This is a genomic window from Sporosarcina sp. P29 (assembly GCF_002743265.1).
In the GTDB taxonomy this organism is placed as follows: domain Bacteria; phylum Bacillota; class Bacilli; order Bacillales_A; family Planococcaceae; genus Sporosarcina.
The window spans coordinates 1-13000 of record NZ_PDYX01000037.1 but is presented as its reverse complement, the minus strand read 5'-3'; the positions used below and the strand labels follow the sequence as shown (position 1 = coordinate 13000).

Sequence of the window (13000 nt, the reverse complement as noted above, 5' to 3'; positions counted from 1 at the left end):
CATGATAAAATTCATATGCACGTATCACCTTTCTCTTTGACTTGTTTCTCGACAATTCAAGTATAAAAGAAATTGGTGATCACGTGCATTTTTTGTTCAATTGTTTGAGAACCCCAACATTTATTATAGAACCAAAATAAAAGCCGCCTGCGAAGGCAGACAGCTTAATCTCTGAAAAATGCTTTTTCTACGTTGTACTTTGCTTGCTCTGTGTTGATTACGTACGTTTCGTAGATTTCGCGTTCCATTGGATCATCGATGATCACAGCGGAAATTTTTGCTACTTCTTCACGGTGATTACGTAATGGAGACACTTGGTCTTCAAAATGCTTTTTCAGACGTGGACGTAATTTACGTGCTTTTCCTACGAATAATAACTCGTCGCTTTGGTTGAAGAACAACAAAAGGCCGCCTTTATCACGTGGAATGTCATGAAAATCGATGAAACCATAGATTGGCTTAATCGGCGTTTCATCCGGTCCCATTTCTTGTTTTCTGCGAACGATCGTTACGTCCGGTTTAGGTAATGTAATATTGATCATTTTACTTCACATCCTTATATCAGTCAGTGTTTATCCTATCATATGACAAAATAAAAAGCGAGAAACTTTCTCTCCATTCCTTGCATATAGTAAACAAATGTCTTGGGAAGGATGAAATGATGAAAAACCCTGCTGTTATTCAAACGTATCACATATCGAATACAAGACCGAAAGTGGATGTGTATTATCCCATCATTACACAATTAGATGATCCAAAAGTTCAAGAAAAGCTAAATCAATTACTATTCAAGGAAATGAATAAAATGCTAGAAGACAATAATTATCATGACCCAAGCCTTGTCGAGTTGGTCACAACGTACGAAATTAAAAATAATCAGCGTGATCTCTTCAGTATCAACTTAATTGTCTATTCATTCACTGGTGGAGCGCATGGGATGACGTACGTCAACTCCCTGACGTTTGATACGAAGACGGGAAGACAATACAATCTGCAAGATATGTTCAAGCCAGGCAGTCCTTATGTACAGAGGATATCAGAATATATTAGACGTCATATACAGCAATGGAAAACGCCCGTGCTTGAGCCATTTACAAAAATCAAGCCTGATCAGGACTTCTACCTTGCAGACACGAGTCTCGTTGTCTACTTCCAACTATATGAAATCTCACCTTACGTAGCGGGCTTCCCCTATTTCCCGATTCCATTGCTTGATCTACAAGATATCATCAAACCAAATAGTCCGGCAGACCGCATGTTACCGTTTATAGGAACGTAAAACAAAATGAATAAACAAATGTATGGGCTTACATGACGAAATAGTGTTATAATTTCGATATACGAAATATACAAATGAGGTGGAAACTATGCTAAGAAATTTCTTTATCGGACTATCTGAAAATCAACTACTGAATCAAGCTGCCCAAAAATACGGCTTTCAATTAGGAGCCCAACAAGTTGTGGCAGGAACTAACATCGAAGAAATGATTGATAGTGTCAAAGAGCTCAATCAAGCAGGTATTTCATGTACGATAGATAATTTGGGTGAATTTGTGTACGACAAGAGCGAGGCCACTAAAGCGAAAGAACAAATCTTATCTGTAGTGGACGCGATCCAAGAAAATCAAGTGGATGCGCACATCTCGATTAAACCTTCACAGCTCGGCCTCGACATTGAATATGCATTTTGCGAACAACAAGTAGAAGAGATTGTCAAACGTGCAAGCGAGGTAGGCGTGTTTGTGAATTTTGATATGGAAAATCACTCACGACTTGAGCCGACGTTTCGTTTGCTGGACGAATTAAAAGTAAAAGGCTATGAAAATATTGGAACCGTAATCCAAGCCTATTTTCACCGTGCATTAGATGACACGAAGAAATATAACGATACACGTATTCGTCTAGTAAAAGGTGCATACAAAGAGTCGCCGGACGTTGCGTATACCGATAAACAAGATATCGATGAAAATTATATTAAAATCATTGAAGAACATTTATTGCATGGAACATTCACGTCGATTGCGACGCATGATCACAACATTATTAATCATGTAAAGCAGTTTGTGAAAGAGCATGACATTTCATATAATCAATTCGAGTTCCAGATGCTGTACGGTTTCCGCCATGATTTGCAGTTGCAGTTAGCAAAAGAAGGCTATAATTTCTGTACATACGTACCGTTTGGCGAGGACTGGTACGGGTACTTCATGCGCAGATTGGCGGAGCGTCCGCAGAATATGAACTTGATGGTGAAGCAAGTGTTCAATAAGAAAACGAACACTATGATTGGCCTAGTAGCCAGCGCGTTTGTGCTTGGGCGCTTGAGCAAGCGTGGGAGCGACGAGAAAAAAGATGGTGGTTGGGTGAGGTATCGATGAACGATAGGATAGAGGCAACGTGGATCTAGACTTTCCAGGTGGATGCGCTCATAAATTTGTTTAAGCGCTCATAGTTTATAGTTTATGCATAACCGCTCTATTGCGGTCTGTAAGTGCTCTATGATGGACGATTACCGCTCTATCAAGGCCTCTGACCCTCATTGCACGGTCGCGTCTCTACTATTATCAAAGTCTAACGATAGGATTAGAGAGAAAGCGTCCCCTTTGTAGCGCAAATCCCGAATCACTATTTTTAACTATCTCTTCCTTCCTTGGATTCCAAAACACTGCTTTCCCTGCAGTGTTTTTTTGTACTCACTTTACAGAAAACATGGGAAATAGTAGTGTTAGAGATAGTTAAAGTACTATTCACTCTTCATTACACCAATGACAGGAGGAGAGTTGATGAAAAAGCTTTGGATCATCGTTCTTTGTGCAGTCGTATTGGTTGGATGTAACACGAATCGAACATTGTCTTACGAGGAAGTCGCCATGAAGGACTTGAGTAAGGACGCTCAGAAATTCTACGAACACGCGAAAGCTGAAAATGGCGTGTACTTATTTTACGACACGTCGGACGATCAATTGGTCATTTATTTTAATACCGCCCACGAAAGCCAGGAAGATTATGCCGTGGACTTTACAAACTTTGATATAGAAAGCGACGGAGACACGTTGCGCATTCTGTATGATAAGAATCAAGACCAAGGTGAATCGAAAACTTTTCAAAAACAGCAATTTTATGAAGTTCAATTAGACAAAGAGTATGAAACGATCGAGCTGTTTGAGAATGGAGATATGGCGGCATTCACTTCTGTCTATTCATAATTTGCATAAAACGAAATGAGGACGGTTATGAACATAATAAAAGCGAACATTTCCGACGTTCCTGTCATCCGTGACGTAATGATCCGAGCGTTTCAGGAATACGAGCACGCTACACCTCCGACGAGTGCGTTGAAAGAGACCGTCGAAAGTATCGCGACTGAAATGCAAAGTGGTGTAGAGGCGTTAATTGCTTATATAGAAGAGGAGCCGGTCGCAATGGTTCGTTTTCGGTTAGAAGATAAAAGCCTCTACTTTTCTAGGTTCTCTGTCGTGCCGGAAAGACAAGGTCAAGGCATCGCGAAAAAGATATTACGATATTTAGAGGAGTATGCGACGCAGCAAGGGAAGAGAGTAGTAGCATGCAAAGTGCGGGCAGATGTGTCGAAAAACATCTCACTCTATCAATCCATCGGCTATCACGTGTGTGAAGAATCTATATTACATAGAACGGATGGTACGTCGATTGCCGTAGTGTCAATGGAGAAATTGCTATCCTGAGCAGTGGGAGGTCATACAAGTGGAGAAACAAAAGAAAAATACCCGCGATGTGTTGCAATACTTGGCACTTTTCATTGTCTTGGGAACACAGATTGTTCGTCTGATTCTGTATATGACGGAAGTGGCATATACGTTTCCTGAAAAGACGCTAAATCTATGGATGTATATAGGATTTGGAGTCGCAATCGCTATATTATTAGTATCTTATCTATTTCCGAAGAAGAAGCAGTCAGCCTAAGTCATGAAGGGAGGAAATACATATGCACAGCAATAATTTACTTTTTTCGTTTCTGTCTATATTCAGCATATTCATGTACATCATTCCGATCGCATTCCTAATTTTCACAGTCTGGTTTGCGTTAAAATTCCTTAAACTACAAGAACGTAAAAATGAAATCCTTCAATCGATCGCAGACAGACTCACTAAGTAGAAGTCAGAATATTATCCATTTTAAATAGAAGGAGTAACACCGTGATGAAAAATAGAACCGCACTTATAAGCGCCGTGGTACTTCTTGCCATTTGCATGATTTTGTTTTTTCCCTATCCTAATAATCCGTTAATCGGATCTTCCGTGACGTTCATGTCGTTTCCTCTTCAAAATGAGGATGGGCTCGTCTGGAAAGGAATACTAGGCACTGCTTTATTCCTTATCGCAATGGCGCTTCTGATTTACGGATTAAAGAGATTTTATGTCGTGTTGGCTGTACTTGTCCTCTTCCTGTATGCGTTGATCCCGTTATATCTCGTTACGGCGTATCAAGAAACATTGGCGAGTGGTATTGGAGCGATTTCCTACGACCAGGAAGGCAAGTGTGCATTTGATACATTAGAGGACAGTGAACAGATGAATGGAGACTGCCAGCTAACTCTGAAAAATCACAGCAATCAGCCCGTATCATTCGAGCTGGAGTTCATGGATACTGGATTTGGCCAGGAAGAAATGAAAATGGTGTCGCTGATGAATATAGCAGGCCCCTATAAGATAACAATAGAAGGAAATCAGGCAGAATTTATTGAGCTCAATGAAATACTAGATATCTCCGATGTGCAGGATCATATCTTTAGCGGATCGACATCAGATGTACACTTTAAATTAGTCGAAGAAAAGAAAGAACGTATTTTTTAATTGTAGATAAAAAATTAAATGAGGATTGAATATAGCCGACAATAGGGTATTCAATAAAATAGATAAGGAGAGGATCTCATGCTTCGGAAACTATTTTATATTACGTTTATGGCGGTGGTACTCGCAGGTTGTCAGACCGCAGATAAGAACAGTACATCGAACACACCGCAAGAGGCACTCGAACAGCTTCATACAGAGGAAGGTTTTGCGGAAGTCGTGAAAATGTATCGCACGTTGGAAATCGATAATAATAAGGTCATCAGTGTCTATAAAGGGATATTAGACGGCGCGGAAGAAATATTTGTCGCAAAGTTGAACAAAGAGAAAGATGATACGTGGACGGTAACGGATGCGATGGGAATCGGTATGCCTTCAGAGGATAATATAGGGGAGAGTATTAAAACCCCTTCGTTTGAAGCGGGTTTCACAAAGAAGAATAGCGCTCCGAGTCCTAATACGAAACTGGTTCAGACTGATGACAAAAAATATAGAGTCTGGGTGAAAGTAATCGAGTAACATGAGAAGACCGCGCAAACGCGGTCTTTTTTCATTGTCTGTAAAGTAAAATGACAAAATAGACGACCATCGCAAGCAATCCAAGCGGTACACCGACCCGTGCCCATTCTCCACTACGAATATTGAGCTTACCAGCTGCAATGATATTCGGAATATTTCCCGGAATCAACATCCCGCCACTAATGAGCAAGCCAAGTAACAGTGCTTGGATCGTTGGTTCGTCCATCGCGGGACTGATTTCCGCAGCAGCGAGTGTTGCGTTGTCGAGTACAGCTGAAATCATATTGATCCAGTAAAGCGTCAATGGATGAAGATCGAGTAAGTACAGTGTAATCAATGGCTCAAACCCCGCACCAAGCAACGTCAAAGCCAAAACAAATATATACACTTTCACTCCGCGCCCGAAAATGCTTATGTACGACTCTGCCGCTTGTCCGGAAGAACGGTGACGCGAGCGGTTGCGTGGGCGAATTAGGAAGAATGCGAGAAGGCCAAAGACGAATACACCCGCTAGAATATCTGTCCCGAGCAAGTTCATTAAGTAATAGAAGTCTTCATCCAGTTTGTTCGTCGCAATCGTTGACAGTGGCTCTCCGATCGGTGTCAACACCGCGCCCATGCCGATTGCATAACAAGCTAAGATCACGAAGCGGATTTCTGATAGTCGATCCATTTGCAAGACAGATGCGATGGCTACGAGGACTAGCGCAGCAATGATCGCAGTGATAACACTAGAGATTAATCCCAATCCCATAATAATTAGCGCTAAGAATAAGCGAAAAGGAATGATTCGACTACCCGATAATACTGCTTTCTCAAATGGGTGTCGTATCCAGCGAAACACGATCCCCGCTATAAGAACCGCGAGCGTAATATGCAGTGGATCGTGTAATGCCTTATTCCACAACTCCCATTGAAACACCCCACTAACAAATGCGGCAGCACAACCCATGACGAATAAAAACAATTCCAAATTACGTTCAATGCGAGGGATCGTAAACGGCAAAACTAACACCAATCCTAAAATAATGAGCAATCCAGTGACCATGGGCATCTCCTTTCAGCAATCTTTCTTCTACACTGTATGCAAAATGCCGATTCATCTTGCATACAGTCTGAATAGAATAGAAAAAGAGGAGGGACACGCATTGGAAGTTTCAGATATTGTACTGATCCCCGTTATTATCGGATTAACGGAAATTTTGAAAATGTACGGATTGCCGAAGAAACTGATTCCAATCTTTTCTTTACTATTAGGCATAGGTGGCGGGATCTTCTACTTGTTTCCCCATGATTGGAAGTCGGGGATACTGGGCGGCATTATTATGGGGTTGTCGGCAAGTGGATTGTATTCGAGTGGGAAGACGATTGTTAGGAAACCGCCGTGTGATGAGGAAGATGAGCAGTGATTTTTACAAAAATAAGCCCATTGTTTATGTCGTGAACGGACATGAATGAGGGGCTTTGTTGTTTGGTGCGTATATGATTGCCAAAGATGCTGAAGTTCATCATGGTCTTTACTATCGTCGTTTGCTATTTGACCCTATAATTTTTACGTTTTAAGAACGAAGTGTATATTCTATTTTGAAACTGTATAATAATACTAAATATGGATTCTATCCTGAAGTTGATTAAGAAGAGTTAGAGCTGATTATAAAATAAATGTTAGGAGTATGAAAATGGATAATTCGCTAGCGCTTAGTGTACACAGAGCATTATTGTGCGCTATTCCTAAGAATTTAAAAGGATTAAGGGTAGTTATAGAAGAAAATAATAAGTTACTATGGCAAGCGTTTTTTGATGCCGAACCAACTGAAGTGGAGATGGAAGTATTACGTATAGCCAGTACAGAGGTTTTAGCAGACTATCCGGATATTCATCTAATAGAAGAAGAATTTCTATATCATCCCGCGTCACTAAATATTCATTCTATTGAAGAGTGGGCTTTTGTTAGATGGGAACCTTGACTACTGAAACAATTAGAAACGAATAAATGGGTACCTTATATATGTCAAACCTAGTTCGAGGTGTTAATGAGGAATATATAATTATACAAGTTATAAAGGGAAGTACGTAAAAGTAAAACAATTTACAGGTGGTGCATAGATGATGTGGAAAGAATATTTACATAATATATCAAATGAATGTCAGTTCGAATCACCCGCAACAGAAACAGAGATCGCATCGATTAAAAAAGAACTAGGCATGGATTTACCTAATCAACTTGAGGCGTTATACAACGAAACAAATGGCGTGTCTGGAAACTACGGAATTTCTTTTGTGTGGTCAACCGAACAGGTAGTAAGAGAAAATTTATTTTTAAGGACTCTTCAAGAAAGGCAAGATTTCATGCAGCCAGTAGACCATTTTTTATTCTTTTCAGATGCTGGCAATGGAGATTTATTTGCGTATGTGAGAGAAAACGATACTACTTGGAATGAAAATATCTATGTATGGGATCATGAAGATGATAGCCGACGTCCCATTGCGCCCTCGATCGAAACGTTTCTCAAAGGTTGGATTACTGGAGAAATATCTGTTTAAAAAACTTGCTTATTCATTATCTGAAAAAAGTTAGGAAAGGTGATACAAAGTGAAGTGAAACGTCAAATTGGGGGCATTATAGCACTAGCAGCACTCACATTATTACTGATTTATGATTTCTTCCCAAAGTTGATTTCTTTTATAAATATACCCAAATCAATACTTATTGTACTCATACTAGTGATTACTCTTATTGGCCTTTTTATGAAACGACCTCAAAAAGAGGATGTCCCAAGATTCAATCCTCTATGGCAAATTATAGTACTTGCGTATTTCATTGCATTAATCATGATCTTTACTTTAATAGGCGGCATTTCACAAGTCGGTTTATCTTTAACAAACCCCTTTTTATGGATTATGTTTTTCATAAGTATTATTGCTAGTATGAAAGATAAATGTACGAGTTGCTAAAGAAGCTGATGTCGATCTTATAAGAGTAAAACGATCTTCAAGAAATTGCCTCACGAGGAAGAAATGTGAGTGCGGCTTTCCGCTGATTTACGATTGTGATATACTCAGCCTAGTTCAGCAGTTTCGGACTCATGATTAGGTCGTAACATAAGGGGGACTTGCGTTGGAGATCGATAAAAAGCAACTTATCATAGAGGCAGCCAAACTTTACTATCAATTTGATTATACCCAGCTCGCCATTTCAAAAAAACTAGGCGTCTCAAGGCCGACGGTTTCTCGGCTCCTGCAGCAAGCGAAAAAAAATGGCTACGTGAAAATCGACATCATCGATCCATTTCATGATAATAATCAATTGGCAAAATCTTTGCAGCACAAATATCAAATCGAAGAAGTGAAAATTGCGTACTCGGCAGTGGAAGATGAGCGGGATGTGATTCAAGCTATCAGCACAGAAGCGGCGGACTATTTGTATCGAACCGTAAAAGACGGTGATATTCTTGGTGTGACGTGGGGCCGGACGATGTATCAGGTGGCCAAAGAATTGAAGAAAAAAGATGTAAAAGGAGTCGAGGTCATCCAGCTCAAAGGCGGCATCGGCTTGTCGGACGTCAATACATACGATTCTGAAACGGTTTATAAATTTGCCGAAGCCTTCCATACCGTTCCTGGTTACTTGCCGCTTCCCGTTTTGGTCGACACGCCTGAAGTCAAAGTCGTGATTGAATCGGACCGCTATATGCACCGTCTCATTGAACTCGGCAAACAAGCGAATATCGCCGTGTTCACGGTGGGCGCTGTAGACAGCGAATCGTTGCTGTTCCGTCTCGGCTATTTGACTGCCGAAGAAGAACAGCAACTCCATCAAGAAGCGATTGGTGATATTTGTTCACGTTTCTTTAAACGTACAGGGGAAGTATGTGAGACTACCGTTAGTGACCGGACGATTGGGATCCGGCTGGAAGAGTTGAAGCAAAAAGAAAAATCCATTCTTGTTGCTGGCGGGAACCGCAAAGTAGAGGCCATTCACGGAGCGCTTCAGGGTGGTTATGCGAACGTCTTCATAACCGACCAGTACACAGCACAGGCTTTGTTGCTCCACCAATAGAAATCATGAGAATCCACTTATTAATAAGTGCGATTCTTTTTTTAATTCAGAATGAACAATGTTTCAGTTGCGTTGCACATCTGCTCAATGTCTATGATATACTATACATAAAGTCAGGTCGCAACGGCATCCTAAGGAAAATGGTGTGTAAGAAGCAAGGTGTAAGCGTAACCAACATGCAAGGGAGGAAGTATGATGAACGTTGTATTTTATATAACCGGATTGTTGCTCGTGTTAATCGTGGGCTTGATTGTTAGTGTGGACCGCAGGAAAATTCGCTATAAACCGATTGTGATTATGCTGCTGACCCAGCTTGTCTTGACATTCATCTTGTTAAATACAAAAGTGGGCGTTGTTTCGATTGGCTTTGTTTCAGCTTTATTCTCAAAGCTAGTTGATCTTGGTGTAACGGGAGTCAACTTCGTGTTTGGCGGATTGGAAAATGAAGGAGAATACGTATTCTTCTTAAACGTCTTATTGCCAATCGTGTTCATTTCCGTGTTGATCGGTATATTGAATCAATTCAAAATCTTACCGTTCATCATTAAATATGTAGGAATCGTTCTGAGTAAGTTGAATGGCATGGGGAAAATGGAGAACTACATAGCCGTATCCTCTGCGGTTCTCGGGCAGTCCGAAGTGTTCTTAACTATCAAGGACCAAATGGATGATATTTCAAAAAGACGTTTATATACGTTTTGTACTTCCGCGATGAGTGCAGTCAGTGTTGCCATCGTTGGTGCATATATGGAAATCATCGAACCGCAGTTTGTCGTAGTGGCGATTGCGCTCAATATTATGTCGGCACTGATTGTCGCAAGTATCATCAATCCTTATGAATTATCGGAAGAAGAAGATACGCTAACGATCGAGTCGAAGAAGAAGTTGTCATTCTTCCAGATGATCAGCGAAAGTATTATGGATGGTTTTAAAGTCGCGGTTATTGTAGCTGCCATGCTGATCGGTTTCATCGCGTTGATGAACGGAATCGACTATCTCTTTGAAATGATGTTCAACGTTTCCTTCCAGACCATTTTGGGGTATATCTTTGCACCAATTGCCTTTGTAATGGGCGTGCCTTGGGCAGACAGTGTACAAGCGGGAAGCATCATGGCGACCAAACTAGTCACAAACGAATTTGTAGCCATGTTGAGTTTTAAGGAAATTTCGGCAGGCCTATCAACGAAAGCAGTAGGTATGATATCTGTCTTCCTTGTTAGTTTTGCGAATTTCAGTTCCATTGGGATTATTACAGGAGCTGTCAAGGCGTTAAGTTCAAAACAAGGAGACGAAGTGGCAAGAAATGGTTTGAAATTACTTTTGGGTTCAACATTGGCTTCAGTCCTTTCAGCGACTGTCATTGGCCTATTTTTATAATAGAAATGAAACATAAATTTAAAAACAGGAGTGGTGGATGCTATGCGTATGGTAGATATGATTGAGAAAAAACGAGATGGACATGTGTTAACAAACGAAGAAATTTCATTTGTCATCAATGGATATACGGACGGATCAATTCCAGATTACCAAATGTCGGCGTTTCAAATGGCGGTATATTTCCAAGGGATGACGTTGGAAGAAACCGCGCAGTTCACAATGGCGATGGTAGAGTCAGGCGACCAAGTCGATTTGTCTGCTATTGAAGGCGTGAAGGTGGATAAACACTCTACAGGCGGAGTTGGCGATACGACAACACTCGTGCTCGCGCCACTTGTCGCTGCACTTGGTATCCCGGTAGCTAAAATGTCGGGCCGCGGATTGGGTCATACGGGCGGAACACTTGATAAACTGGAGTCCGTTCCCGGCTTCCATATCGAAATTACAGACAAGGAATTCTTCGATCTTGTCAATACGAACAAAATTGCGGTGATCGGACAATCCGGCAACATCACTCCTGCAGACAAGAAGATTTACAGTCTGCGCGATGTCACGGCAACGGTCAGTTCTATTCCGTTAATCGCAAGCTCGATCATGAGCAAGAAGATTGCGGCGGGATCGGATGCAATTGTTCTGGATGTAAAAGTCGGAACAGGCGCGTTCATGAAAGACCTCGACATGGCTCGTGAACTGGCGGGAGAAATGGTGCAAATCGGAAATAAAATCGGTCGTCAAACGATGGCCGTAATTTCGGACATGAACCAGCCGCTCGGTTATGCGATCGGAAATGCTCTCGAAGTCAAAGAAGCCGTCGAAACATTGCAAGGCAATGGACCGGAAGATTTGCACGAACTGTGCTTGACGCTCGGTAGCCATATGGTTCGTTTGGCAGGAAAAGCGAACTCGACGGAAGAAGCACGAAAAATGCTCGAAGAAGTTATTCAAAACGGCAAAGCGCTTGAAGTATTTAAACTGTTCTTGCAATCTCAAGGCGGCGACACATCCGTCATTGACGATTTATCGAAGCTTCCTACGGCCAAGTTTACAATAGACGTGCCAGCTAAAGAAGCGGGATATGTATCTGCGATTACTGCGGATGAAATCGGTACGGCTGCAATGCTTCTAGGTGCGGGACGCGCAACAAAAGAATCCGAAATCGATTTGGCGGTTGGGTTAGTGCTGCACAAGAAAATCGGTGACTCCGTAGAAATAGGCGAATCACTCGTGACGATTCACAGCAACACGGAAGATATCGAAGACGTAAAAGAAAAGATCTATCATGCTTACGGAGTTTCGGCTTCTAAAGTACAGCCTGTAACACTTGTGCATGACGAAATTACAAAATAATTAAAGGAGTGGTTCATAAATGAATAAAGCACAAATGATCGACCATACATTATTGAAAGCCGACGCAACGAAAGACAAAGTCGCGGCGCTCATACAAGAAGCAAAAGACTATCAATTTAAATCAGTGTGCATTAACCCGGGCTGGGTTTCATATGCCGCTGAACAGCTAAAAGGCAGCGATGTATTGGTCTGCACGGTAATCGGTTTTCCTCTCGGAGCGACTACTTCTGCAGTCAAAGCATTCGAAACTAAAGATGCAGTGGCGAACGGAGCAGGAGAAATCGACATGGTCATCAATATCGGAGCACTGAAAGACCGGGATGACGAATGGGTTGAATCAGATATTCGTGCGGTAGTCGAAGCAGCTAACGGTACATTGGTCAAAGTCATCATCGAAACATGCTTGCTGACAGATGAAGAAATCGTTCGCGCATGCGAGCTATCCGTCAAAGCGGGCGCTGATTTCGTCAAGACGTCAACTGGGTTCTCAACAGGTGGAGCAACGGTACAAGACGTCGCTCTTATGCGGAAGACGGTTGGCCCAAACATTGGTGTCAAAGCGTCCGGCGGCGTGCGTAGCGGAGAAGATTTCGATGCGCTAGTCGAAGCAGGAGCTACACGTATTGGTGCAAGCTCGGGTATTAGTATCGTAAAAGGCGAAGTCTCAGACTCGAATTATTAATAGATCCGTTACAGGACTGTTCTGCATATATGCAGGGCAGTCCTGTTTTTATGGTTCTATAATAAATGTTGGGGTTCTCAAACAATTGAACAAAAAAATGCACGTGATCACCAATTTCTTTTATACTTGAATTGTCGAGAAACAAGTCAAAGAGAAAGGTGATACGTGCATATGAATTTTATCAT

Annotated in this window: 17 protein-coding genes; 15 read left to right on the top strand and 2 right to left on the bottom strand. The window is 41.6% G+C overall.

Annotated elements, in window-relative coordinates; translation table 11 throughout:
• Positions 1-164: 164 nt before the first annotated feature.
• Positions 165-542, bottom strand: coding sequence for a nucleotide excision repair endonuclease (locus CSV68_RS16140; protein ID WP_099634444.1), 378 nt, complete (start codon positions 540-542; stop codon positions 165-167).
• A 116-nt stretch (positions 543-658) separates the two neighbouring features.
• On the opposite strand from CSV68_RS16140, the gene CSV68_RS16135 reads away from it, so the two are divergent.
• The 7 genes from CSV68_RS16135 to CSV68_RS16105 all read left to right on the top strand — a co-directional run bounded on the left by CSV68_RS16135 (position 659) and on the right by CSV68_RS16105 (position 5349).
• Positions 659-1279 carry a DUF3298 and DUF4163 domain-containing protein gene (locus CSV68_RS16135; protein WP_233192951.1) on the top strand — a complete coding sequence of 207 codons (621 nt, stop codon included), beginning with the start codon at positions 659-661 and terminating at the stop codon, positions 1277-1279.
• A gap of 88 nt (positions 1280-1367) precedes the next feature.
• Positions 1368-2378, top strand: a complete 1011-nt coding sequence (locus tag CSV68_RS16130) for a proline dehydrogenase family protein (RefSeq protein WP_099634445.1) — start codon at positions 1368-1370, stop codon at positions 2376-2378.
• A gap of 405 nt (positions 2379-2783) precedes the next feature.
• Positions 2784-3206, top strand: coding sequence for a hypothetical protein (locus CSV68_RS16125; RefSeq protein WP_099634446.1), 423 nt, complete (start codon positions 2784-2786; stop codon positions 3204-3206).
• A gap of 27 nt (positions 3207-3233) precedes the next feature.
• Positions 3234-3704 carry a GNAT family N-acetyltransferase gene (locus CSV68_RS16120; RefSeq protein WP_099634447.1) on the top strand — a complete coding sequence of 157 codons (471 nt, stop codon included), beginning with the start codon at positions 3234-3236 and terminating at the stop codon, positions 3702-3704.
• A 19-nt stretch (positions 3705-3723) separates the two neighbouring features.
• Positions 3724-3942 (top strand): hypothetical protein, encoded by a 219-nt coding sequence (locus CSV68_RS16115; protein WP_099634448.1) that lies wholly within the window; start codon positions 3724-3726, stop codon positions 3940-3942.
• A 237-nt stretch (positions 3943-4179) separates the two neighbouring features.
• Positions 4180-4833: a hypothetical protein gene (locus CSV68_RS16110; protein WP_099662637.1), complete on the top strand. Its 654-nt coding sequence runs from the start codon at positions 4180-4182 to the stop codon at positions 4831-4833.
• Between the two features lie 78 nt (positions 4834-4911).
• Complete coding sequence (locus CSV68_RS16105) at positions 4912-5349, top strand: hypothetical protein (protein WP_099634450.1); 438 nt, start codon at positions 4912-4914, stop codon at positions 5347-5349.
• Positions 5350-5380: 31 nt separating this feature from the next.
• Here the strand turns inward: CSV68_RS16105 and CSV68_RS16100 are convergent, their stop codons facing one another.
• Positions 5381-6397, bottom strand: a complete 1017-nt coding sequence (locus CSV68_RS16100) for a DUF1646 family protein (RefSeq protein ID WP_099634451.1) — start codon at positions 6395-6397, stop codon at positions 5381-5383.
• A 100-nt stretch (positions 6398-6497) separates the two neighbouring features.
• On the opposite strand from CSV68_RS16100, the gene CSV68_RS16095 reads away from it, so the two are divergent.
• The 8 genes from CSV68_RS16095 (at position 6498) to deoC (ending at position 12815) form a co-directional block, all read left to right on the top strand.
• On the top strand, positions 6498-6758 hold the full coding sequence (locus CSV68_RS16095; protein WP_099634452.1) for a hypothetical protein: 261 nt from the start codon (positions 6498-6500) through the stop codon (positions 6756-6758).
• A gap of 264 nt (positions 6759-7022) precedes the next feature.
• On the top strand, positions 7023-7316 hold the full coding sequence (locus tag CSV68_RS16090; protein WP_143561018.1) for a MafI2 family immunity protein: 294 nt from the start codon (positions 7023-7025) through the stop codon (positions 7314-7316).
• 139 nt (positions 7317-7455) lie between these two features.
• Positions 7456-7893, top strand: a complete 438-nt coding sequence (locus tag CSV68_RS16085; protein WP_233190437.1) for an SMI1/KNR4 family protein — start codon at positions 7456-7458, stop codon at positions 7891-7893.
• Between the two features lie 54 nt (positions 7894-7947).
• The gene (locus CSV68_RS16080; protein WP_099662636.1) at positions 7948-8304 is read left to right on the top strand and encodes a hypothetical protein; all 357 of its coding nucleotides are present in this window, start codon (positions 7948-7950) and stop codon (positions 8302-8304) included.
• Positions 8305-8467: 163 nt separating this feature from the next.
• The gene (locus CSV68_RS16075) at positions 8468-9409 is read left to right on the top strand and encodes a DNA-binding transcriptional repressor DeoR (RefSeq protein ID WP_099662635.1); all 942 of its coding nucleotides are present in this window, start codon (positions 8468-8470) and stop codon (positions 9407-9409) included.
• Positions 9410-9604: 195 nt separating this feature from the next.
• The gene (locus CSV68_RS16070) at positions 9605-10786 is read left to right on the top strand and encodes a NupC/NupG family nucleoside CNT transporter (protein ID WP_099634456.1); all 1182 of its coding nucleotides are present in this window, start codon (positions 9605-9607) and stop codon (positions 10784-10786) included.
• Positions 10787-10828: 42 nt separating this feature from the next.
• Complete coding sequence (locus CSV68_RS16065; protein WP_099662634.1) at positions 10829-12133, top strand: pyrimidine-nucleoside phosphorylase; 1305 nt, start codon at positions 10829-10831, stop codon at positions 12131-12133.
• A 19-nt stretch (positions 12134-12152) separates the two neighbouring features.
• Positions 12153-12815 (top strand): deoxyribose-phosphate aldolase, encoded by a 663-nt coding sequence (gene deoC, locus CSV68_RS16060; RefSeq protein WP_099634458.1) that lies wholly within the window; start codon positions 12153-12155, stop codon positions 12813-12815.
• Positions 12816-13000 lie beyond the last annotated feature (185 nt).

Excerpts from the sequence above, each read along its gene's own strand:
- CSV68_RS16110 (WP_099662637.1), top strand. The coding sequence starts at position 4,180 with ATGAAAAATAGAACCGCACTTATAAGCGCCGTGGTACTTCTTGCCATT.
- CSV68_RS16140 (WP_099634444.1), bottom strand. The coding sequence starts at position 542 with ATGATCAATATTACATTACCTAAACCGGACGTAACGATCGTTCGCAGA.
- CSV68_RS16130 (WP_099634445.1), top strand. The coding sequence starts at position 1,368 with ATGCTAAGAAATTTCTTTATCGGACTATCTGAAAATCAACTACTGAAT.
- CSV68_RS16085 (WP_233190437.1), top strand. The coding sequence starts at position 7,456 with ATGATGTGGAAAGAATATTTACATAATATATCAAATGAATGTCAGTTC.
- CSV68_RS16120 (WP_099634447.1), top strand. The coding sequence starts at position 3,234 with ATGAACATAATAAAAGCGAACATTTCCGACGTTCCTGTCATCCGTGAC.
- deoC (WP_099634458.1), top strand. The coding sequence starts at position 12,153 with ATGAATAAAGCACAAATGATCGACCATACATTATTGAAAGCCGACGCA.
- CSV68_RS16090 (WP_143561018.1), top strand. The coding sequence starts at position 7,023 with ATGAAAATGGATAATTCGCTAGCGCTTAGTGTACACAGAGCATTATTG.
- CSV68_RS16125 (WP_099634446.1), top strand. The coding sequence starts at position 2,784 with ATGAAAAAGCTTTGGATCATCGTTCTTTGTGCAGTCGTATTGGTTGGA.
- CSV68_RS16065 (WP_099662634.1), top strand. The coding sequence starts at position 10,829 with ATGCGTATGGTAGATATGATTGAGAAAAAACGAGATGGACATGTGTTA.
- CSV68_RS16105 (WP_099634450.1), top strand. The coding sequence starts at position 4,912 with ATGCTTCGGAAACTATTTTATATTACGTTTATGGCGGTGGTACTCGCA.
- CSV68_RS16070 (WP_099634456.1), top strand. The coding sequence starts at position 9,605 with ATGAACGTTGTATTTTATATAACCGGATTGTTGCTCGTGTTAATCGTG.
- CSV68_RS16100 (WP_099634451.1), bottom strand. The coding sequence starts at position 6,397 with ATGGTCACTGGATTGCTCATTATTTTAGGATTGGTGTTAGTTTTGCCG.
- CSV68_RS16135 (WP_233192951.1), top strand. The coding sequence starts at position 659 with ATGATGAAAAACCCTGCTGTTATTCAAACGTATCACATATCGAATACA.